Annotated in this window: 21 protein-coding genes; 6 read left to right on the top strand and 15 right to left on the bottom strand. The window is 40.8% G+C overall.

The window, feature by feature from the left end; all coding sequences use genetic code 11:
- The first annotated feature begins 5 nt into the window (after positions 1 to 5).
- From KFT32_RS23500 to KFT32_RS23490, 3 genes are read left to right on the top strand one after another with little or no spacing between them, the layout of a single operon-like run.
- Positions 6 to 710 carry an ABC transporter ATP-binding protein gene (locus KFT32_RS23500; RefSeq protein ID WP_211749884.1) on the top strand — a complete coding sequence of 235 codons (705 nt, stop codon included), beginning with the start codon at positions 6 to 8 and terminating at the stop codon, positions 708 to 710.
- Entirely contained in the window at positions 694 to 1,767 is a 1,074-nt protein-coding gene (locus tag KFT32_RS23495) for an ABC transporter permease (RefSeq protein ID WP_249436099.1), read from the top strand. The genes KFT32_RS23500 and KFT32_RS23495 overlap by 17 nt, the downstream gene beginning before the upstream one ends.
- Positions 1,768 to 1,810: 43 nt before the next feature.
- On the top strand, positions 1,811 to 2,473 hold the full coding sequence (locus KFT32_RS23490; RefSeq protein ID WP_211749868.1) for a TetR/AcrR family transcriptional regulator: 663 nt from the start codon (positions 1,811 to 1,813) through the stop codon (positions 2,471 to 2,473).
- Between the two features lie 47 nt (positions 2,474 to 2,520).
- On the opposite strand, the gene KFT32_RS23485 is transcribed toward KFT32_RS23490, so the two are convergent.
- Positions 2,521 to 3,384: an alpha/beta fold hydrolase gene (locus tag KFT32_RS23485; RefSeq protein ID WP_211749867.1), complete on the bottom strand. Its 864-nt coding sequence runs from the start codon at positions 3,382 to 3,384 to the stop codon at positions 2,521 to 2,523.
- 157 nt (positions 3,385 to 3,541) lie between these two features.
- Entirely contained in the window at positions 3,542 to 4,420 is an 879-nt protein-coding gene (locus KFT32_RS23480) for a helix-turn-helix transcriptional regulator (protein WP_211749866.1), read from the bottom strand.
- Positions 4,421 to 4,555: 135 nt separating this feature from the next.
- Between KFT32_RS23480 and KFT32_RS23475 the strand changes: the two genes are divergently transcribed.
- Both KFT32_RS23475 and KFT32_RS23470 read left to right on the top strand, forming a co-directional pair.
- On the top strand, positions 4,556 to 5,767 hold the full coding sequence (locus tag KFT32_RS23475) for a sugar efflux transporter (protein ID WP_211749865.1): 1,212 nt from the start codon (positions 4,556 to 4,558) through the stop codon (positions 5,765 to 5,767).
- 195 nt (positions 5,768 to 5,962) lie between these two features.
- The gene (locus tag KFT32_RS23470; RefSeq protein WP_211749864.1) at positions 5,963 to 6,703 is read left to right on the top strand and encodes a CPBP family intramembrane glutamic endopeptidase; all 741 of its coding nucleotides are present in this window, start codon (positions 5,963 to 5,965) and stop codon (positions 6,701 to 6,703) included.
- A gap of 135 nt (positions 6,704 to 6,838) precedes the next feature.
- Here the strand turns inward: KFT32_RS23470 and KFT32_RS23465 are convergent, their stop codons facing one another.
- Together KFT32_RS23465 and KFT32_RS23460 are read right to left on the bottom strand one after the other, a co-directional pair.
- Complete coding sequence (locus tag KFT32_RS23465; RefSeq protein ID WP_211749882.1) at positions 6,839 to 8,260, bottom strand: MATE family efflux transporter; 1,422 nt, start codon at positions 8,258 to 8,260, stop codon at positions 6,839 to 6,841.
- A 116-nt stretch (positions 8,261 to 8,376) separates the two neighbouring features.
- On the bottom strand, positions 8,377 to 8,829 hold the full coding sequence (locus KFT32_RS23460) for a GNAT family N-acetyltransferase (RefSeq protein WP_211749863.1): 453 nt from the start codon (positions 8,827 to 8,829) through the stop codon (positions 8,377 to 8,379).
- Positions 8,830 to 8,929: 100 nt separating this feature from the next.
- On the opposite strand from KFT32_RS23460, the gene KFT32_RS23455 reads away from it, so the two are divergent.
- Complete coding sequence (locus KFT32_RS23455; protein ID WP_211749862.1) at positions 8,930 to 9,772, top strand: MerR family transcriptional regulator; 843 nt, start codon at positions 8,930 to 8,932, stop codon at positions 9,770 to 9,772.
- 87 nt (positions 9,773 to 9,859) lie between these two features.
- Here the strand turns inward: KFT32_RS23455 and KFT32_RS23450 are convergent, their stop codons facing one another.
- The 11 genes from KFT32_RS23450 to ppc all read right to left on the bottom strand — a co-directional run bounded on the left by KFT32_RS23450 (position 9,860) and on the right by ppc (position 23,128).
- Positions 9,860 to 10,288, bottom strand: a complete 429-nt coding sequence (locus tag KFT32_RS23450; protein ID WP_211749861.1) for an iron chaperone — start codon at positions 10,286 to 10,288, stop codon at positions 9,860 to 9,862.
- A gap of 107 nt (positions 10,289 to 10,395) precedes the next feature.
- Positions 10,396 to 10,917, bottom strand: coding sequence for a VanZ family protein (locus KFT32_RS23445; protein WP_211749860.1), 522 nt, complete (start codon positions 10,915 to 10,917; stop codon positions 10,396 to 10,398).
- Complete coding sequence (locus KFT32_RS23440; RefSeq protein WP_211749859.1) at positions 10,914 to 11,054, bottom strand: hypothetical protein; 141 nt, start codon at positions 11,052 to 11,054, stop codon at positions 10,914 to 10,916. The genes KFT32_RS23445 and KFT32_RS23440 overlap by 4 nt, the downstream gene beginning before the upstream one ends.
- A 345-nt stretch (positions 11,055 to 11,399) precedes the next feature.
- Positions 11,400 to 12,092: an MBL fold metallo-hydrolase gene (locus tag KFT32_RS23435; protein ID WP_211749858.1), complete on the bottom strand. Its 693-nt coding sequence runs from the start codon at positions 12,090 to 12,092 to the stop codon at positions 11,400 to 11,402.
- Between the two features lie 235 nt (positions 12,093 to 12,327).
- Positions 12,328 to 14,160 (bottom strand): glutamine--fructose-6-phosphate transaminase (isomerizing), encoded by a 1,833-nt coding sequence (gene glmS / locus KFT32_RS23430; RefSeq protein WP_211749857.1) that lies wholly within the window; start codon positions 14,158 to 14,160, stop codon positions 12,328 to 12,330.
- A 657-nt stretch (positions 14,161 to 14,817) separates the two neighbouring features.
- Positions 14,818 to 16,161 (bottom strand): phosphoglucosamine mutase, encoded by a 1,344-nt coding sequence (gene glmM, locus KFT32_RS23425; protein ID WP_211749856.1) that lies wholly within the window; start codon positions 16,159 to 16,161, stop codon positions 14,818 to 14,820.
- Positions 16,162 to 16,266: 105 nt separating this feature from the next.
- Complete coding sequence (locus KFT32_RS23420) at positions 16,267 to 17,709, bottom strand: CdaR family protein (RefSeq protein WP_211749855.1); 1,443 nt, start codon at positions 17,707 to 17,709, stop codon at positions 16,267 to 16,269.
- A complete protein-coding gene (gene cdaA, locus KFT32_RS23415) occupies positions 17,709 to 18,533 on the bottom strand; it encodes a diadenylate cyclase CdaA (RefSeq protein WP_211749854.1) in 825 nt (274 codons plus the stop codon). Before cdaA ends, KFT32_RS23420 begins: the two co-directional genes overlap by 1 nt.
- A gap of 240 nt (positions 18,534 to 18,773) precedes the next feature.
- Complete coding sequence (locus KFT32_RS23410; RefSeq protein ID WP_211749853.1) at positions 18,774 to 19,391, bottom strand: zf-HC2 domain-containing protein; 618 nt, start codon at positions 19,389 to 19,391, stop codon at positions 18,774 to 18,776.
- A 157-nt stretch (positions 19,392 to 19,548) separates the two neighbouring features.
- Positions 19,549 to 20,115: an RNA polymerase sigma factor SigW gene (gene sigW, locus KFT32_RS23405; RefSeq protein ID WP_211749881.1), complete on the bottom strand. Its 567-nt coding sequence runs from the start codon at positions 20,113 to 20,115 to the stop codon at positions 19,549 to 19,551.
- Positions 20,116 to 20,335: 220 nt separating this feature from the next.
- Entirely contained in the window at positions 20,336 to 23,128 is a 2,793-nt protein-coding gene (gene ppc / locus KFT32_RS23400; RefSeq protein WP_211749852.1) for a phosphoenolpyruvate carboxylase, read from the bottom strand.
- Between the last annotated feature and the right edge of the window lie 424 nt (positions 23,129 to 23,552).

Genomic DNA, 23,552 nt, shown 5'->3' with positions numbered 1-23,552 from the left:
ATCTCATGAAACAATATGGTTCCCGCGTCATCTTAAGAGATGTATCTCTATCCATCCCCAAAGGACAAATTTATGGCTTTATCGGTCCATCCGGTGCAGGTAAAACGACCCTTGTCAAAATGATGGTTGGCATGGACACACCTGATGCCGGCCAACTGTATGTGCTAGGCGAGCAAATGCCTAATATGTCTGTCCTTAGTAAGATCGGTTACATGGCTCAGTCAGATGCACTCTACCCTGAACTAAGCGGTCTTGAGAACATTCAGTTCTTTACAGAACTCTATTCCCTATCTAAAGCAAGGCAGAAAGAAAGAATTGCATATGCGGCTGAATTGGTTGGGTTAAGCAGCGATCTACAGCGGAAAGTTAGTACTTATTCAGGAGGAATGAAACGAAGACTGTCCCTGGCTATTTCACTCGTCCATGATCCTGAAATTCTCATATTGGATGAACCAACGGTAGGTATCGATCCGAAACTTAGGCAAATCATCTGGCAGGAACTAATTCGTCTAAAGGATGAAAAGCAGAAGACGATCATTGTTACTACACATGTCATGGATGAAGCTCAGCGCTGTGACTGTCTTGCAATGGTTCGTGAAGGCCAAATTCTAGCCGAAGGTGCACCTGATGCACTCAAAACTTCCTATCAAGTTGAAACACTTGAAGAAATATTTTTGCAGACGGGAGGTGTTCATGATGAAAATGTCTAGAATACAAGCCGTCTATAAGCGTATCTGTAAACAGATGCTGCGGGACAAACGTACTCTCGCGATGTTATTCGTCGCACCATTAGTCGTTCTTTCCCTCATGTTTGTATTGCTTGGCGGTGAAGCAGCGAAACCGGACCTCGTCATTAGCGGAGTAGATCAAAAGCTTGCTGAGCTTCTAAGTGAACAAATGAATGTAACTGAAATGGACGCTCCACCTACAAAAGAGAATTTGGCAAATGAAGCAGACGGTGCCCTCTATCAGAAAGATGGTAGTTATGAACTTTTGCTCGTCAATGAAAATCCAACGACATCCCAGCGTCTTGCGATGTTCGTTAAACAGGCGGTGCAGAATTACATTACCCAGCAGCAAATACCTTCAGGAATGAACGGGGGCGAACACACACCCGTTTTGGATCAATTTCTTCACACTACCTATGTATACGGTCAGGAAGATACGGACCTTTTTGACGTCATTAGTCCTATTTTGCTCGGATTCTTCGCATTCTTGTTTGTATTTCTGATCTCTGGGATTGGACTTCTTCGTGAACGAACTACAGGTACACTGGAAAGACTGCTCTCTACCCCTATTCAGCGCAGTGAAGTGGTTATGGGTTATGTCACAGGTTATGGTATCTTTGCCCTGCTGCAGACACTCATCATTGTCTTCTTCTCCATATGGGTATTTGATCTTCAAGTGATTGGATCCATCTGGAACGTACTGCTTGTAAACCTGTTGCTTGCTCTTGTTGCTCTAACACTCGGACTCTTATTATCTACCTTTGCCTCATCTGAATTTCAAATGATTCAGTTCATCCCTCTGGCCATTATTCCGCAAGTATTTTTCACCGGGATTTTCCCGCTGGATGGAATGGCAGATTGGCTTCTGGCGATCGGTCACATTATGCCGATGTATTATGCGTCACATGCACTAAAAGGGATTATGTATCAAGGATTCTCTTTTACGGATATAGGGATCGATGTTTTGATATTGGCTTGTTTTGCAGCGTTGTTCATTTTACTGAATGTATGGGGACTTAAAAAATATCGTAAGTTATAATAGAAGACATGTGTACCTTGTAGTAGAGGAGATTACAGCGTAAATGAACAAATCAACAACAAACCTGCTTGATGAAATGCTCTCCCAAGTGAAACTCTCCAAGAAAACTACAGCAAAAGAACAAAAGATTTTGGAGAATGCAACCTTTCTTTTTGCCAGTAAAGGATATGCCAATACATCGACTAGCGAAATTGCCAAAGCTTCTGGCGTAGCAGAAGCGACGATCTTTCGTCACTACGGCACGAAGGAAAATTTGCTGATTGCTATCGTTATTCCTTTTTTGAAAGAGGCTATCCCTGCTCTGGCAGATGATCTGTTTCAGACAATTGACCCGGAGAATCAGCCTTCTTTTGCTGACTTTCTAAGAGCGCTCATTCATAACCGACTGGAATTCGTCCAGCAAAATAAAGAAATATTCATGGTTTTCATTAAAGAAATAGTGTACCGCGAAGAGATCCGTGAGCAGTTTATCCCTTTTTTCCTGGAGCAAGCAGCTCCACGAATGTATATGGTAATGGATTCTTTTAAAGCCAGAGGACAGCTCAAGGATCTTCCAAACGCTTTGCTCTTGCGAACTATTTTTACAAATATACTCGGTTACTTCTTAACACAGCATATTTTTCATCCTCATCCTGACGTGGATCACACAAAGCAAGAAGTAGATATTTTAGTAGGCACCATTATGCATGGCATCGCTTCTTCCTAACCAAAACAGCCGTCCCCTTATATCAAGGAAACGGCTGTTTTCTTTTTTTATCTCGTAACACCGTTCATACGATCTATATCCTCACCCCGATGCAGCAAATCCTCTGTGTTCAGGAAGAGTAAAAGCTCTTCATTAAATTTAGCCTGTTCATCAAACATCATTGCATGGCCACTTTCCTCAAACTCGATTAGTCTAGAGCCAGCAATAGCCTCATTCGTCAGCCTAGCAAGATCAGGTTCACATATTTTGTCCTTCGCACCTTGAAAAATTACCGTTGGTACGTTGATCTGTTTCAGATCTGGACGCAAATCTTCATCCCGTAACGACTCGGCCGCCTTAATCGTTCCGTGATGCGAAGCTTGATAACAAAGAGATTCCAGCCACATCATCATTTCAGATTTGCTCTTTGTTTTAGTGAATTGAAGTCCAAAATTAGCAAGCATCTTCGGACGATCTTCATACGTGGCGTCAATCAGCTGCTCTGTCAACTCTGCCGGGTCCATTCCATAATCAAAGTCGTCTCGTTTGGTAAACACAGGTGCCGCTGCACCTGCCAATACGAGGCTCGCAACCCCATATCCGTTATGACGGGCCATATACCTTATCGCCACAGCCCCGCCCATGGAGAAGCCGAGAAGTGTGGCATTGGTAATTTTGAGTTCATCAATAACTGCCTTTACATCATCGGCGAGCCGATCATACGAGTAGCTTTCCCATGGAGCATCCGAGTTACCAAATCCGCGGAAATCAATACCGATACAACGGAATCCATTTGCAGGTAGCCGGGAAAATTGATACTCAAACATCTTATGATTCGCAGGCCATCCATGTAGGAAAATAACCGGGGTCCCTTCCCCAATATCTTCTACGTAAATTTTTACGTTTTCTTCAACTTGTACATAACGTCCCATGATTTCTCCTCCTTACAGGAATAAACTTTTATCTTCATTACTGATATTTCTGCGCTCTGTGTCATGAAAATCTCAATGACCTTGTGTGTATATTTAACCTTAGCCCAGTTAATCCAAACGCATCATATAACAAGAAGATGAAGCATTCCCTACGGAATTAGGAGCGGAGAAACCGATAAGCATCAGGCGAAATTCCAGACATGGTCTGTATCGTACTATGATGTTGCTCTTCTCTTCCCAGAATAACAGGACGTTTACGGAACTCTCCTGGTGAACATCCTATCTTTTCTTTAAAGCATTTATGAAAATACGAATACGTACCAAAACCGCAGCTGAATGCGATACTCTCGAGGCTCGCTTCTGTATACTGAATCCGTTCAAGAGCATGCGACATCCGGATTTCACCCGCGTATCCGATGATTGTATAACCAGTCACCTCTTTAAATAGATGTACCGCTCTCGATACACTCAGTCCGGCATGATGAGCCACTTCTTCCACACGGAGAGGACGCAGTGCATGATCGTTAATGTATTGTTTCATTTTGACAACGAGTTCATTACTGCGTAGGGAACCGTGTCCTCGCTTTTGTCCGGAATCCAGTATTAGCTGGTCGATCGTTAGTAAAAATGTACACAGCATATGACCTATGATTTCCTGGTTGTTCCGATTTACCCGGTGTTGTTCGGTACATAGCTGCTGCCACAAATACAGAAGATGATCATCGAGTGGAATCCGCTTTAACGTGTCACGTTCATATCTTGTCCACCATTCATCCACCCAAGTTCCGTCACATAGCAAGAAATAATCGCCGCTTTCCGTTTCTTCCCCCTCTTCCCCCACTCTTAAATGATAAGGTTCCCCTGGACTGTACATGAGAAGATCACCAGGTGCGATTTGTTTCATCTCTCCATGAACAAGAGCATTAGCGAAACCGAGCACCTGAAGCCGAAGCAGATAGAATGGGGGCGGAGTATAGGATGTTTTATATGGATCAGTATGTAGAGAATAGGAACAAGCATGCAGTCTTATATCCATAGAAAAAAATCACCCCTTAGCCAAATAGTTGAGGTTTTCAGTCAAATATCGTATATATTATTACTGTCTTTTTCAAGTATACTATAACCCGATTGACTATCTAATCTAACATCATAGAGGAGTAACTTTGATATCATGATAAAACGACTCATTGGACTATTTTCCATTCCCTCTTATGCCTTGCTCTTTTTGTGTATGTTACTACAGGGAATGGCTATTTCACTCAGCGCACCTTTTCTATCGATTTATTTCACTGAGCAACTCGGAGTATCTGTCGGGGTGTTTGGTATTTTCCTTGCGGTTACTTTAATTGCCGGGATATGGATCAGTTTGCTTATTGGAAAACGCTCTGATCTCGGCTTGAATCGAAAAAGCATTTATCTTGTCTCCACCCTGTGTAATGCCTTGGCTTTTAGCGGATACTTGCTTATTAAAGATTTTACGATCCTATTTATATATATGACCGTGTTCACAGCCTTAGGCGCACCAGGGATGCCCCAATTATTTGCGATTGCTAGAGAAGCCGTGAATGCGAGTCGTTCTACTGATCATGCTTTTGCCAATTCTACCTTGCGCTCTGCCTTCTCGCTTGGTTTTATTACAGGTCCCTTGATCGGTACCCTGCTTCTGGCTGCAGTTGGCTTTAAGGGAATATTCTCAGGAACGATCGGAATCTTCCTCATTGTTGCCTTGCTTGTCTTCTTCTTCCTGAAATCAAATGCTGAGCTGAAGACAAATGCCACTGGAGGAACAGTGCAAAGTATCCGGCTACATCAGAATCAGACGATCTTGCTTCCTTTTCTTATTCTGACACTGCTGTATGTATCCCATTGGATGAGCAACCTCAATACCGCCCTCTTTATTACGAATAATCTAGGAGGGACGACAAGAGATGTCGGTCTTGTCAGCAGTATTTGTGCCGCCTTGGAAATTCCTTTTATGATTATGCTAGGCCTATTAGGCGCAAAGTATAGTAACCGCATCCTGATGATGTGTGGTGCCATTCTGGGAGGAGCTTATTATCTCGTCGTTGTTACCTCAGGCGCCATGTGGCAGCTGCTTGCAGCCCAGATTCTGCTAGCCTTCTTTGTTGCCGTTATCTCAGCTATTGGTATCAGCTATATGCAAGATCTGCTTCCAAGCATGCCTGGATACGCATCCACGCTCTACTCTAATGCATCTACGATTGGCAGACTGGTTGGTAGTCTTGTTGGTGGTGGATTAGCCAGTATTGTAGGGTACCGTTATTCTTTCTTACTCTGTTTCGTACTCGTTACTGTTGCAGCCATCATGCTGGCCGCAAGCGAACGTCACTCCATAAAACAGTCACATAAACTGACGGTATAATACGTTTTTGATTCAAGAACTACTTGATAGCCTAGCTCATTCTCTTCCAAAGTGAAGGAATGGGCTTTTTATGTAATATTTTATATAAAACTTCATATAACAACAAATTTGAAATATAATCATATTATTGAAATAGATAGCCACTTAGCTATTTATTATCAGTAATCAAATTATACATATCGGGGGCGCTATCATTTGCGAACGAACACAAGGATTGTACTCAGTATCATTGGACTTGAATTGTTATTAATGGTCTTTTTCACAGCGAATGGAGCCTACGTCTCCATTACTTCACCTGAGAGCCCTCTGCTTCAGTTTATTGGTGTTGTCCCGCTCGCACTCGGTATTCTGATCTATTTGCTTGTGGGAAACAAATGGAAACACTATTTCTTTACCTCACCCTCTTCATCGAAGAAGGCTCTGCTGTACTCCTTGCCGCTGCTGCTTGTACTCCTCCTCATTGTCACAGGAAATCACGGGCTGAACACTTCCTCTCTACCTGATCTTTTTATCATGCTTGTTATACAGATTCTAGTCATTGGTTTGGTAGAAGAAATGTTCTTCCGTGGCTTTATGCTTAAGCTGCTCCTTCCCAAAGGTTTTCGTATTGCCGTCTTTACGACGAGCTTTCTTTTTGCTATCACCCACTCCCTTCAGCTGATTGGTGGGCAGTCTCTAATTGATACGATTTTTCAGATTATTTATGCATTTATGGTCGGCCTTGTCCTTTCCTTGCTTGTTGTTCATCGTCAATCCATCGTCATTCCTATTCTCTTTCATGGACTGAATAATTTCTTTCAATTTATGGGTAATGCAAAAGGGCCAGCCGTTACTGATTACATCATTATTGTAATTATGCTGGTATATTCCATATACTTATGGCGAAGTATGGCTCAATCAAAAAATCTACCTGTTACCCCAAGCAAAAGTATGTAAACGGTACTTCGTACAAGATTCATAAGGTTAATCTTTCATCAGATGGATTATCTATGGAATTAAATGTGAATAAACATAAAAAAGGAGCAGCTCTTTAATAAGAACTGCTCCTTTCCTTTTCAGCTATACATATACTTAAGCTTCTGCCCTTCCCACAGAGTGAGACGTTACGTCCTCAGGAGCAAGCTGCATCGATTTCGTAGTCATTCTCGCGATAATAAGCCCGAGCGTAGTAATCCCTTCTGCTACCGGGAACGCCAACCAGATGTAGTCACTGCCGAAATAAGTTGGCAAGATCCATAACAGGGGTAGGAACAAAATTAGGCTTCTCGCCAAAATAATAGCCGAGGAAAGTTTGATTTTTTCAATCGCCTGAAAACATTCAGCATATACCAGATTAAATCCAAGGAATACATATCCGATAAAGAAAAGAGAAATTCCCTGCTTGGTATAAGCAATGACACTTTCTGAGGTGACTCCGAACAGCGAGATGATCTGCTCTGCCCAGAGCCAGCCTGTCAGCAAAATACCGATTCCGAGTACAATACCTGTACCAAGACCGAGTCTTACAAACTTCTGGAGTCTGCCATACAAATTGGCCCCATGATGGAAACTTACGAGTGGCTGAAGTGCTGCCCCTACTCCAATAAACAGCATGATAAATACAGTGTGTACATAGTTAATTACCGCGTAAGCCGTTACGCCCATCTCACCAACAAAATGCATGAAGGTAATGTTATAAGCAATTACAGTAACCGCAATGGAAGCTTCCACAATAAAGCTAGGTAAACCTATTTGTAGAATATCCCGAATCGTTGTACTCTTGAATCGTAGTGAAGTGAATCTCAGGATACTATCCTTCCGAGCAAAATGAGACAGAAGAACAATAAACCCAATGGCGGTAGAGACAACGGTCCCGTAAGCAGCTCCTTTTACCCCCATATCCATCATAAAAATAAAGATATAGTTAAACACAATATTTAAAATGGCCGTAATCCCAAGCCCGAGCATCGCAAGTTTTGGATTGCCATCGTTACGTATAAAAATACTTAATATATTTTCCATCACATAAATGATACCAAATAACAAAATAATGGATAGATAGTCCTTTACATAAGGGAAAATCTCGTCACTTGCGCCAAAAAGGTAGGCGATCTCCTTCTGCTTCCAAAGCCCAACAATAATGAGCGTACCGACAATGATCATAGCTAGAAAGAAGGATTGGGTAAATATAGACCGCGCCTTTTCTGGCTTATTCTCACCAAGTGCAATCGAATATAGGGTTGCTCCGCCCATGCCAATCCACAGCGAGATCGATAGCAACACCGAAAAGATCGGTACAGCGATATTAATACCTGCGAGCGCTTCTGTTCCAATCCCGTTACTAACAAAGATTCCATCTACGAGTATATTGATCGCCATGAGCAGCATTCCCAGTATGGAAGGTACTAAATAAGAGAAGTATAATTTCTTCGTGTCTTTCGTCCTAAGATCAATGGATGTTTGATCCTGATTATTTATCTGATTTGATTCATTCCTATTTTCATTAAGATTCATATTGTTTGTGTTCGTCATTTTTGTCACCTGTTACCTGTAATCTCATTTTTTTATTTTGTTACCATTCATAAAATGGGGTTCCCCTAATGGTGCATCTATCTTCTAACTCGCTTAATCTACGTAAGTTTCTTCACCATTATTTTCTCTCCCTTTTCATCTCGCTCTCCGTTAAAGCAAAATCCTGCTTTCTCGTACATTCTTATCGCGACGACATTGTCTTCATATACACTTAAGTACACTTGCTCACAGTCATATTCACTTATAAGTTTTTCTATTAAAGCTTCCAACATAACGGTACCAAGTCCCTGTCCCTGATAGGAAGCATCAATTACCAGTCGATCCATCCAGGCTCTGCCTTGCTTCCCTTCTTCCGGGAAAAATCCGTACATAGCAAATCCCACTAATAACTCCCCTAAATAAAGTCCAACCGGTTTGTACATCCTACATACTGCTGCTTCGGCTAAACAGTCTTCCACAGTCTCTATATAGCCAGACTGCGCCTCTTTCACTTGAATCTGTAGGATGTCTTTCTTGTTGTCTTCCGTTACCTCACGCAACGAAATATTCATGATTCCAAATCCCTTCTGTTCCTGTTACCCGTAACTTCTTACGTGGTATAGTTACATCGTAAAGTATCCGGTAACCATATAGTCAAGGAGAATTAATGAGATGAATGATATAGCAAGAAAATATTTCACGACAGGAGAATTCGCTAAACTGTGTAACGTGAAAAAACAGACCCTTTTTCATTATGATGATATTGGACTCCTCTCCCCCGAGATCAAGACGGAGAACGGATATCGTTATTATTCGTACCATCAGTTCGATATTTTTCATGTAATTGAACTATTAAAAGAAGTAGACATGCCCCTAAAGGAAATCAAACGATTCTTCGAGAACAAGACTCCACAAGAATTAATTGATCTCCTTAAGAGCAAGTCACTAGAGATGGAGAAGAAGATACATGATTTGCGACAACTTCAGAAGATTATCGAAACCAAAATCAGCATTACCGAATCGGCACTGTCTGCTGATATTACGAAGATTACAATGACTCATCAAGAAGAAGAACTTTTATTTCTAAGTGAATCTATTTTGGATTGCTCTGATCGGGAATTTTTAAAATCTGTTGCCGTGTTTATTGATTATTTGTATACAAACGAACTCGATACAGGATATCCAATCGGTGCCATGGTAAGCAGGGATAATATCATGAAAGAGGATTATGGAAACTATACTTTTCTATACAATAAAACTGCCAAGCACATGAAAGGTGTTCCCTATCATATCAAACCAAAAGGCAATTATATTGTGGCCTACCACAAAGGTTCTGATGAGCATATTGCACAGACATACCAAAGAATGCAGAGTTATATCCGTGAACATGGCATTCATATAGGAAACTACTCCTATGAGGAGTACATACTGGATGAAATTTCGGTTAGCGGTAATGAAAATTATGTAACGCAGATTATGATTGAAGTGGTTGAAAATGAAGAAGTAAGCAGCTAAGTTTAGCTGCTGTTCAGGGATCACTGTAAGGATGAAAATAAGCCTGCTAGAAATTTTCTCGCAGGCTTTGATCATTTACGAATCCCGCTAACAGTGATCATTAAAATTATTTTGATTGGCAATTACCGATTCAATGATTACTTCTTTAATTATATCTAACGGTAAATCCTCAATTTTTTTAAATCGGATGCATCCTTTTCCTACACTGAGTTTCCCCAGTTTTGCTTTATATTTTTCAAGAACAGGCGTGTTTAGCATGTATAGGCTCATATAATTTTTTTGAGAAGCAAACGCACATAACATCCCATTTAGTTCATAAGCAGGCATTCCATAGTTCATGAGTTCTTTGGCATTCGGAGCATTCTCAAGTATTAATTGTCTGACTATACTTAACGCTTGCCTTCTATTTTCCTCAAGACTGAGCATATACTCGTCTACAGTATTACATTGACTCTGCATTAAAATCTCTCCTATGCCTCTATTTTCGGGAGCACTTAATCGCACATTCACTCTCATGATTTCCTTATCCCAGGAAACCTAGATGTAGATCTGCATCATTCATCTTCACATATCTCTCAAGCCTTGTATATACTCCGTCCTTAGTCTATCCCAATTCTATAAGGCTAAGCTACGTTGTTGGCTGAGAGCATCCCTCTTAACATCATACTTAGATAGAAAATAACATACCCAGCGAATCCCCCTGCCGTATTCAAGAGTAGATCGTCTACATCAAATGTGCCCATGGAGAGCATAAGCTGTAAGCTTTCTAAACATAAACTCAAAGCAAAAGAGATCATCAATACAAGAAATCCGGAACTTACTTTTCTAGATACGATGGATACTAACAACCCAAAAGGAACAAAAATCGAAAAATTCCCTAATAGGTTCACTACATTATGAATCGTTACATGCGCTGCCTGTTTTTTAATGGTTTTCAGTAGAACCAAGTTTGCAGAAGAGTCCAGTTTATTCACAATCATATCGGGATGTTGCAAACTTTTTTGGAGCTGAACTAGTAAATGCCCCATATCAACAGGATGGAACTTGAATAATATAACTTTAAAGATGAAATAAATATACAGAAGCAAGAGAATCCAAATGATATATGACTTAATTTTTCCCAGAATCGGCTGTGTATATATCATTGAGACACCCTCATTATGATACCATCGACATTATTAACTAAGATCTCGTAGTGAGTATCCTCTGGAATGCTTAGCTGCTCGATGAACGGAATACTCGGTAGCAATAATCCGACAAGTCCAAAAAACCACTTCTTCACCTTTCGTTCCTCCTTTATTCTACTTCTCTTAGAATAGAAGAAACTTCTTAAATAAAGAGTGGGGTAAACTTTAAATTTTTCTTAAATTACGCCTTAAGGCGAATACTTTAAGCGACGTAAGAAGACTACTTTCCCCATATCTCCTCTCCTCTCGGCAGCCTTGTTGACCTAATAACCCCAGCTCGCCTTGTCCCCGATATATTATAATCCATCGTTTATTGGGAATTGGGTATTATTAGTCCCTCTGTTTCCACAAAAATCCCCCTAGAATTCATCAGAATTATCAAGGGGGGCCAAATATCTATTCCAAGGAGTACGCTTCAGGTGACCTAATAGGCTTTTTTATCAGACATTTATATGTAACTTTCCTCCATGATAACAATAGTAACTTTCAGCTTTAAGATTTTTAATCTTACTTAGAGACTCTTCCGCCTTTTCCATATCCAAACAAAATTGAGGATTAGCAACTTGCAATTCATGATTTTCATTAACAGCAACATCCCCTGTAATTACACTTTTCAAACTTGGAAAATACAATGAAATATGCCCTGAAGTATGCCCTGGCGTTGCTATTACTCTACATTTATTATCCAAAATCATATCCCCATCTTGTACCTTTTCATCAATAGAAACATGTTTCAAATGGTTTAACTGCTGAACAAACCATCTACCAAATTCAGCTTCATTTCCCTGCATATTTTCTAGCATTTCCTCGGCTTGAACCAATCTCTCTGACTTCATTTCACCACTAATGTATGTAGACTCACACTCGCTAGCGATAATGCGAATCCAAGGATACTTTTCTTTGAAGTCATATACGGAACCTATATGGTCATCATCATAATGAGTAATGATGATATTCTTTAAATCTTTTACTTCAAACCCATTGTTTTCAATTTCACTTTCGATGATTGATATGAAATTTGTATATCCCGTGTCGACCAGAGTTAACTCATTATTCAATACAATTAAGCTAGGATATATGTAGTTTTTTTGTCCATTAAATTCAAATTCAATGGGTAGCTCTACTATCTTCATTTTCATCCTCCATACTTTACTTCTTCGAAATAATTGATAATGGAATATTCCGTATCATTATTATACACAATATCTATTTTTCAATAGAAACATAATCGTTATGCAGAAACAAAAAAACACGAGTGTGAATCGGACAATCGTCCAATTCACACTCGTGTTAAGAATTAATTTTATTGGCATAGGAAACATTTCGTTTCACTAAGCCAGGTTTATTTTAATAATAATAATAATAGTATTATTCCACAGTTACACTCTTCGCCAAGTTACGTGGTTTATCCACATCAAGACCCAGAGCAAGAGATGCATAGTAAGCAAGCAATTGAAGTGGCACCACAGACAATGCTGGAGTCAAGATTGGCAGAGTCTTCGGAATTGCGTACGCTTGGTCAACGGATTTAAGCAATGTCGCTACATGCTCTTCATGAGTGATGACCATAACATCTGCACCACGTGCTTTCACTTCTTTGATGTTGCTAACTGTTTTCTCAAGAACATCTTCTTGAGTAGCCAGTGCAATAACAGGAATACCATCTTCAATCAAAGCAAGTGTTCCGTGCTTCAATTCACCAGCAGCATAAGCCTCAGAGTGAATATAAGAGATCTCTTTCAGCTTCAGGGAACCTTCTTGTGCTACTGCGTAATCTACGCCGCGGCCAATAAAGAACAGGTTCTTGTGCGTAGAGATTTGCTCTGCATAAGCTTTAATCGTTTCTGCTTGATCAAGCATTTTCTCTACTTGCTCAGGCAAAGATTGCATTGCTGCAATGATATTTGCAATCGTCTCTTCCGTTTGTGTTCCGCGAACTTGAGCGAGATACAAGCTAAAGAGTGCAAATGCGATAAGCTGGGAGCTGTATGCTTTGGTAGAAGCAACCGCGATTTCTGGACCAGCCAGTGTTGCAAGTACATCGTTCGCATCACGTGCAATCGAGCTACCTACTACGTTTGTAATCGCCAGTACGTGTGCACCATTTGCTTGTGCTTCACGCAATGCAGCGAGCGTATCTGCTGTTTCACCAGATTGGCTGACAACGATAACGAGCGTGTCAGAGTTTACGATTGGCGAACGGTAACGATACTCGGAAGCTACATCCGTTTCTACCGGGATACGAGCCATTTGCTCAATCATCGTACGTCCAGCGAGACCTGCATGGTAAGCTGTTCCGCAAGCAATGATTTGAATGTTCTTAATATTTTTGATTTGCTCTTCCGTCATATTCAGTTCTGGAAGGACAATCTTTTTATGATCTTCGGAGATCCGGCCGAGCATCGTTTCACGATAAGCTTTTGGCTGTTCGTAAACTTCTTTCAGCATGAAGTGGTCGAATCCGCCTTTTTCTGCTGTCACTGCATCCCAATCGACACGAATCATTTCCCGAGAAATAAAATTTCCTTCGATTGTCATCAATTCGACAGAATCCTGTGTCAGTACTGCCATTTCACCGTCATTCAGGATATACACATTACGAGTATATTCGAGAATAGCAGGAATGTCAGAACCGATAAAGTTTTCACCTTCACCAATACCAATGATGAGCGGGCTTGCTTGACGAACAGCAACCAGTTTATCTGGTTCGTACTCGGTGAGTACTCCAAGTGCAAAAGCACCGCGCATGTACGTAATTGCTTTTTGTACAGCTTTTACGATATCGCCATTGTATTCACGAGCAACTAGGTGAGATATAACTTCTGTATCCGTTTCTGAAGTAAAGTTACATCCTTGGCTAATCAATTCATCTTTCAGTTCCATGTAGTTCTCAATAATTCCGTTATGAACCACAGAGAACTTCAAGCTGTTATCTGTATGTGGATGAGAGTTTTCATCCGAAGGCTTACCATGAGTAGCCCAACGTGTATGTCCAATCCCTGCACTACCTTGCAGCGGTGCTGTTTCCAGCTTCGCTTCCAGATTTGCGAGACGACCAATTGATTTTGTAATTTGAAGACCTTCTGGAGTAAAGACAGCAATCCCCGCAGAGTCATAACCACGGTACTCCAATTTTTTCAGACCTTCCACGAGTACATTTTGCGTATTCTTATTTCCGATATATCCAACGATTCCACACATAGGTAAATTCCTCCGATTGTGAATCATGCAAAGGAGAAATATGCATAGTATGCGAAAATAGGCATGAGGAAATAATTGTCTGATATGCGGGTGACAAACCCTTTACGGTAAGTTACACAGCTGTTTTCATAAGACGTTGTCCCCAAAAATAGTACCTATGCTTCCTAGCTACTTTAGCTAATCCGTATTTATTCTATATTCATGTCACGATGAATGCATATCAAATCTCATGCGGTATTAAGCAATTATGCTCTCCTCGTGCATGTTCCTAATTTTGTATTTTGGTCAATCACCTATCGATTCGTTGTAAAAACAGTCACCTGCTTCTTTTCCGTTCTCGAATTAGCGGTATGGTGGAATACCGGGAGGTCCCCGCCGAACAATCCGAACACCTCCACCTCGTCAACTTGCCCATTGTCCAATTGTTATAACAACAACTGGTTCCGTACGCTGGTACAAGTTCTGGCGCTTTGTAAATCTTAGTAACCTTACGATCCTCACTTTCTATATCTGAATCACACAACTCATTATATGCATCTGATGTAAGTTTTGCAATGGCGCTTTATACCTTACATTAATTTTCATCATTTATACCCATAAAGGGAAGCCTGCGAAACGGTCTTTAGTCTCACAGGCTCATTTTTATTTTCTAGCCATTTAGACAGCAAGTTCCTTCTTCACGACAACAGCGATTTGATCAACAAACTGTTCCAATTCATCACGATCTGGACCTTCTGCCATAACACGAATCAGAGATTCTGTTCCGGATGCTCTTACTAGCACACGTCCGTTATCACCCAGTTTGTTTTCAACAACCGCAATTGCTTCTTCAATGACTTTGTTCCCCTCATACTTGCTCTTGTCTTCAACACGCACGTTGACAAGAACTTGAGGATACTGTTTCATCAGCGATTTGAGTTCACTCAATTTCTTACCGGACTCTTTGATTGTATTCACAAGCTGAATTCCAGTTAACATACCATCACCTGTCGTGTTGTAATCCAGGAAAATGACATGCCCAGACTGCTCTCCACCCAGATTATACCCGCCACGGCGCATTTCTTCCATGACATAGCGATCGCCTACTGCTGTTTTTGCCGTCTTAAGTCCTAATTTTTCCGTTGCTTTATAAAAACCAATATTGCTCATTACAGTAGATACAACTGTTCCATCCTTCAATTTTCCAGCACGGTTCATCGCATCTCCGCAAATGCAAAGAATAAAGTCACCGTCTACTTCTGCCCCTGTTTCATCGATGGCAATAAGACGGTCCGCATCTCCGTCAAAAGCAAGACCAAGATCTGCACCATGACGAAGAACTTCCTCTTTCAATTGTTCCGGATGTGTAGACCCACAATGATCATTGATATTAAGACCTGTTGGTTCAGCCCCAATCGTAATAACTTCCGCACCAAGATCTGCAAACAGTTTAGGAGCAAGCTCATAAGCTGCACCATGTGCACAGTCAAGAACAACCTTCAAGCCGTCAAAACGGGAAGAAACGGTTGTTTTCAAGAAATCAAGGTACTCGAATTTAGCTTGTTCATTCACTGTAAGTGCACCTAAGTTTCCACCTACAGGGCGAGGAAGTTCATCTTCATAAGCATCCATCAATTCTTCAATACGGTTCTCTGTTTCATCAGACAGTTTAAAACCATCTCCACCAAAAAATTTAATACCGTTATCTTCTACCGGATTATGAGAAGCAGAGATCATTACACCAGCATCTGCTTTGAGTGTTCGCGTCAAATAGGCAACTCCTGGTGTCGAAACTACACCAAGACGAATAACATCGGCCCCGATAGACAAGAGACCTGCTACAAGAGCAGACTCCAGCATCAATCCTGAAATCCGAGTATCCATACCAATTACTACTTTCGGGCGCTCTACTCCGCCAGCAAGTACATAACCTCCACAGCGACCAATACTGTACGCCATTTCAGCTGTTAATTCTTTGTTGGCAACACCACGAACACCATCGGTACCAAAATATTTCCCCATTGTTTATACCCCTTTTTGTCATATCATCATTATTAATAATTGGTTTTCATCTCTGCTTGTAAAATAGAAAAAATGCATCATTATGGCTTATACAGTGTTGCTGTATTACGGTGTTACATTTGTTCCCGTTGGACTATCATTTACGTCAGATTCGTTCTCCGTATTTTCGCCATTGTTCCCTTCATTTGACCCTGAATCCGGATCTTCTTCTGTACCTTCCTCAGGAGGTTCATTCCCATCTCCTTCGTCTGGTTTCGTTTCAGGTTGGGTTGGCGGCACAATCGTTTCTTCAGAATTATCTTTGATCTGTATCGTAACTTTAAGATCATCAGCAGAATTTTTTACCGTTACGTAATCAGGTGCTTCCACCTTCAAAGAAACTTCATGACTACCTTCCTTGAGGTTTTTTGCATCCGCAACCAGATTAATGTCACTAACATCGACATTATCCAGCATATCACTCGGACCTGAAATCGTTATGTCCTTCTTTCCGCTCTGGGGGCGAGTTATACTTGCTGTGAAACTTCCCCCAGGTTCCTGAAGTGTTACAGGTACATTGCGAATTACTTTTTCACTAATTGTCGATTCTTCCGATGAAACAACGGTCACACTGAGTTCGACTGAGCTCGGCTCGATTTTCTCAAAACCAGGCGGCGGCGTCAAGTCCACCTTAACTGTCTCTGTTCCGGCTTCCTTAAGTGTGCTAAGGTCCAAAGTCACTCCACTATAGGACTCTATGCCTGCAATAGCTTCTTGGTTCCCGAACAGCGTCACTTCATTCACATTTGCTTCCACTTTAGCTAAAGTAAGACCTTCGGGTAACTGACCCTTATACTGAACTTTAAAAGGCACCTTCGTAAATTGCTCCGAAATCGGAATATCGACAGATACCGTTGCAGGTTCAATTACCGCTCCTTGTATCTCATTTCCATCCAGATCATAGGCTACAAGCTCCACTCTTTTTTCAGATACATTATCAGTAGCCCCATCTACATTGACAGTGCCTTGCACTTTCCCCACGGCAGCAAGCTGGCTATCAGGCAAAGTAACTTTAACCGGTCCGTTTGGCGTAACTACTGGGGTTCCTGCTGCATGTCCTTCAGCTGGCGTACCTGTTGTAATGATATCCACATCGTAATCTTTCGTCGACAGTTCTTCAATCGTTACAGTTATGCTGGATGGCTCCATCGAGACAAATTCCACGCCTTTTGGTACAACATGACTAAGCGGTAATGTCGTTGTACCTGGACTCACATTACTTAAATCAAGTCTTACTTTATATTCGTCGGTAAATACAGAGGTAAGTACAGATCGTTGCCCTCTAACCTGCATTTCGACTTCCGTTTTACTCATGGAAGTTAATACATACTTAGATGTATCAATACCATAAGGTTCGATTTTGACGTTATCAATAGCACGAGGTTCTATCGAAGTGTTCGTTGTAGGTGTCGTTGTAACATCGTTCGAATGAACCATCGCCCACAACAAGACACTGACAGCTAGTGCCAAAATTTTAGCAAAATTGTTATTATTGAACCATTTATCCATTACTGACGTCCCCCCTTCCGTCTCCAGAACGGGTTGCGCTTTTCTTTAAGTGTAGAAGATGGGCGAAGTTCTTCATGCAATTTCGAAATTAATGATTCTTCTTTAATATCTCTTACAACCTGTCCATTAATCGCAAGGGAAATTTGACCTGTTTCTTCAGACACTACAATTGCTACCGCATCAGCAACCTCACTAACACCAATAGCTGCCCGGTGACGTGTTCCTAGCCCCTTACTGATAAAAGGATTCTCCGATAAAGGTAAATAACAAGCAGCTGCCGATATTTGTTTTCCTTGTAAAATAACAGCTCCATCATGAAGCGGTGTATTCGGTATAAAGATGTTAATTAGCAATTCAGAGCTTAAAACAGAGTTCATTTTAATCCCCGATTCGGTGTATTCATTAAGGCCTGTCTCTCTTTCAAATACAATTAAAGCACCAATTTTACGGCGTGAACAATAGTTCACTGCTTTAATTAGTTCATTCGTAAATCTGCTAAACTCTTCATCATCTGCACTTATACGATTAAACCACTTTCCACGTCCGAGTTGCTCCAACGCACGGCGAAGCTCCGGCTGGAAGATAATGAATAGCCCGACCACACTAAAGGTAAAGAACTGATTCATTAGCCATCTCAAAGTGTAGAGGTTGAACCAGGTACTCACTACCCAAATAACGACGAGTAAAAGTATACCTTTAAGCAATTGCACAGCACGCGTACCCCGAACAAGCAGGATTATGTGGTATATAATGTAGCCTACAATTAATATATCTATAATGTCTTTAATGGACTCTTGCCATGTTAAGTCCGCAAAATAGTTCATTCTATTGCCCCCGTTATCCCCTTGTTGAGTAAACGCTAAATAAGTTGTTAGTCATAGTATGTTCTTCTTTATATCTAGGTTATAACGTTAAAGTACAACTTGCAAGCGAGCAACCCTCAAAATACCCATTTATTATAAACTATGCCCTTTTTCTATGAAAAAAAGAGCCCCTCGCAGCCGAGGTGCTCTGGTAATGTTTCTTAAAAAATTGTCATCAACGACTACCAATTCAATACCATCTTAACGATAAGCAACTTCGGACATAATATCTGTTAACTTATACCAAATCCAGTCGAGCGCCTGATCTATGCTCTTGATCTGCCCAGAAACATGTGCGGTAGAAGCTTTCATATTGTAAGAACCATCAATAACGGTCAGATTTCCTTCTAGGTTGCCATATATCTGAGCTGTTCCATTTTCTACGGTTAAATCCCCGTTGATTGACTTTCCTTCTGGAATAATTACATTATTCCCCTCAATTACGATTTGATCCAAGTCACTACCTCTAACAATCAGCTGATCGTTCTGATCCCAGAAGCTAAGAGTACTGGACAACATAACAAACAAAAATACAGCAGCAGCAGTAATTGCAGGGTGTCTCTTCACCCATTTCAGCCAAAGTTGCTGCTTCTTCGGTTGTGGTACAGCACTCATGATCCGATCAGTCAGCTCATTTGAAGCAGACGGGGAATAATGTTTCATCGCAAAAAGTAGCATATCCGTCTGTTCTAACTCTTTAAAAAGCATGCGGCAGTCGGGACATGTCGACAGGTGACTCTCGAGCCCTTCGTTCTGGGCAGCCGATAGTTCATCATCTAAATATTCATGCATTAAAGAGGTGATTTCGTTGCAATCCATATGAGCATATCCTTTCCTCAAGATCTATGAAGTCTCACGTCTATAATAAAACTCGTCTGTGTAACTACGTATTAAACATAAGACTCGCTTTCATTTTATACGCAGTAATGACCGAGATCGTTTCATTAATTTATTCGCTAAAAATAAAAAACGATCTCTAAAGTTTATATTCAAGTTTTTTACGTAAAAACTCACGACCTCTATGTACTCTCGTCTTGATCGTTGTTACCGGCATGTCCAATACATCACTTATCTCCTGAAGAGAAAGATCCTGCAAATACCGCAGTACCATAATGGATTTATACTTAGCTGGCAAAGTTTCTATTGCATCCCGAATAATACGCTGTGTCTCTGATAACAGAGCTTCACTTTCAGGAGTTCGGTCATCACTTGGAAGCATGGCATAGCCATCCGTTCCTTCTTGATCACCAATTTCCGCATCCAGTGAATACGACGGTTTTTTTCTTCTTAGCCTGTCGATACACAAATTAGTAGCAATACGGTAGATCCATGTTGAAAATTTCTGTTCAGGATCATATTTCTCCATATTCCGGTATACCCGCAAAAAAGTTTCCTGTACTATATCTTCTGCTTCGTGCCGATTGTTTAGCATACGATAAGCCAAATGAAACAACTTGTCTTTGTATAACTCCACAATCTCAGCAAAAGCTCGCTGGTCTCCTTTTAGGATGAGTTTAACCAGCCGTTTCTCCAAATTGTCCACCATCTATTCCCCCAGACTTGCTGATGGGTCTTTCGTACCGCCCTGTGTAGCCTGACATACATCATTCAAATCGTAATCTATGTACAGCTAAAAAGCAATCATTTCAACCGGAATCCGTTAAAAACGTCACAAAAAAAACAAAACGAGAGCCTCCTTTGCAAGAGGCCCCCGAATGATGAATAAACTTATAATCTGCATTTTGCTTTGGGTTTACATTCAATCAACCTGTATTCCGAAGCCCCGCAGCAATTCCATTAATAGTAAGAAGTACTTCACGAAGTAACTCAGCATCATCGCCGTCTTGCTCACGTAGCGTACGCAGTTCACTAAGCAACTGTACTTGTAGGTAACTGAGCGGATCTACGTATGGATTCCGCAAACGAATCGACTCTTGAATAACAGGTACATTATCCAGTATTTCCTGCTGTCCGGTTACTTTAAGCAAAAGTTCTTTGGTTAATTTAAATTCTTCTTTAATAAGTCCTGCAATCCGCTTACGCACCTCATCATCTTTAACCATAGCAGTGTACTGCTTCGAGATATTCATATCTGCTTTTGCTACAGCCATTTGCACCGTATCAATCAAGGTGCTAAAGAAAGGATAGTTATGATACATATGTTGCAGAACTTTCAGGTTCTCTTCTTTGTCTTGATAGAAGCTCTGTAAACCCGTACCGGCTGCGTACCAAGCTGGGAAGAGATAACGACTCTGTGTCCATGCAAACACCCAAGGAATCGCACGCAGGTCCTCAAAACGGTCACTGTTCTTACGTTTCGATGGACGGGAACCAATATTAAGTTCTCCAATCTCAGGTAAAGGAGTTGATTCTTTAAAGAAATTAAAGAAATCCTCATCTCGGAAAATTAGATCTTGATATTTCTCAAGTGACACTTCAGAAATCGTCTTAATGATCTGTTTCCATTCTTCTTCCTTCACATCTACTTCTTCCGTACGAGCAGCTGTTGCAGCCGTTAATAAAGCAGAAGTAGCTTGTTCCAGACTACGATAAGCAATACCTTTTAGTGAGTAGCGAGAAGAGATAACCTCTCCTTGCTCAGTAATTTTAATTCCTCCACCAATCGTATGAGGCGGCTGAGCCATGATACTACGATTCAGTGTCATTCCTCCGCGTCCAAGTGCTCCACCACGACCATGGAAAAATTTCAACTTCACTCCATATTGCTCGCTCATTGCCGTAATTTCATTCATTGCGACAAGCAGTTCCCAGTTCGCTGTAACAACTCCGCCGTCTTTATTACTATCGGAGTAACCAAGCATAATTTCTTGCACATCATTTCTTGCAAGAACGCTTCTGCGATATACAGGTAAGTCAAAGAGACGTTTCATAATTTGCGGTGCTGCATGCAGATCATCAATTGTCTCAAATAAAGGTACTGATTGAATCGAGCATACAACTGTGCCATCAGGCTCAGTACGATATAATCCGACTTCTTTGGCAAAGATCATTACTTCGAGCAGATCGCTTGCACCTTGTGTCATACTAATAAGATAACTATTAATACAATTTTGACCGTACTCTTTTTGTGCTCGGTAAATGGTACGATATACTTCCAAGCATTCATGCGTACTCTCACTGTATTTAAAGTGGGATGACGTCAAAGGACGTGGATCATCGAGCAAGCCAGCAAGTAGATTAATTTTATCTTCCTCACTGAGTGCTGAATAATCCTCAACAATATTCATATGAGCTAAGATTTCTTTCATTGCATTCTCATGCTCTTGGCTGTGCTGACGAATATCTAGTGTAGCGGTATGGAATCCGAAAAGTTCTACTTGGCGAATCGTTTTCTTAATATACGTATCTGCAACATAGTCAGCATAATGATGACGCAAGCTACAATCGATCACTTCTAAATCTCGAATTAATTCATCTGCTGAATCATAACGATCTGGTTGACCCGATTTGCTCTCATCTAGGACGTTATTAAGCTTCGTAATCATATAAGCAAGTTTAATACGGTATGGTTCTTTCTCATTACGCCATATATCTGCTTTCTTAATGACAACATGCTTGCGATCCTCTTCAATAGAAGCAATTAATTCATCGGATACATTCACGATGTTCGTACTGAAACTTAAATTCCCCATAAGCTCAATCAAAATTCGTTTATATTCACGAATCGCCAGTTTGCGCTGTACTCGAAGCGTCTCCCAAGTTACATCAGAAGTTACGGACGGATTGCCATCACGGTCTCCACCAATCCAAGATCCAAAACGCAAATAAGTAGGTACATGCCAGCGATGTTCTGGATAGTACTTTTGCAAACAACGCTCAAGTTCTTCATAAACATCAGGTAATACATGGAATAAAGTTTCGTGGAAATAGTACATTCCGTTTCGTACTTCATCAAGTACTGTCGGTTTGCGATCCCGCAATTCGTCCGTTTGCCACAGAGTAATGACTTCGTTCAGTAATTTTTCCCGCAGCTGTTCACGTTCCCGGAGCGTTAGCGTGGGATTATCTAATAGCATGACATCTTCCGATATACGTTTATGTATATCCAGAATAACACGACGCATTGCTTCCGTAGGGTGCGCAGTCATTACAAGCTCAAGTGAAAGAGTGCTTAGAATATCTTGCACATCATTATATCCAAACCCTTTTTCCTTCAAAGTTTGAACAGCCATTTCAATGGATCCTGGCTGAACTGACTCTCCTGCTGATCTTTCATAATCGCGCTTGCGACGAATACGGTGGTTCTGTTCCGCGATGTTCACCAATTGAAAGTAAACCGCAAAAGCTCTTATAACTTGATGACGCTTCTCAGAATCTAGACATTTAATCATGTTTATGAAATCTTGATACAACTCCGGTGTATATTCAGCTCGTAAAGCCTTACTAGTTTCACGAATCTTTTCTACTACATCTAGAAGTTCATTTCCTCCTTGATGGACAAGAACCTCACCGAGTATATTGCCAAGAAACCGCACATCTCGACGCAACAAGTTGTTTGAATTGCTTTTGTTCGCGGTTGCCGTAAGTTCTGTCATGCTTATCCTCCTATCTCCAGCTAATTACAAATTTCACGTAAAAAATGACACCTTCATAACATGATACAATAAAAATCAGTGAAAATCTTTAGTTTTGTGATAGAAAATACAGGTTTTTTGTAACTTTTAATGTAAAATACTGCTTCTTTTATCGAAATACTACAGATTTCCTTGAGCTCATCAATTGTTCTGATCCTTAGTTTTATCCGCTATAAACTATTTAGTGAAGATATTTGTAATTGCATCAATCACAAGTTTAATTTTTAAAACAGTAAACAGTTTATATAATTAAATTAATTGTTCATAAGGCTATAAATATATACAAAAAAAAGCCTAGCTACTACACCAGACTTTAACTTTAATTATTGGAGCGGGTGATGGGAATCGAACCCACGCTATCAGCTTGGAAGGCTGAAGTTCTACC

Source organism: Paenibacillus sp. Marseille-Q4541, from assembly GCF_018310695.1.
GTDB lineage: Bacteria > Bacillota > Bacilli > Paenibacillales > Paenibacillaceae > Paenibacillus.
Note: the sequence above shows the minus strand (reverse complement) of the source record. Positions and strands in the feature narration are given on the sequence as shown.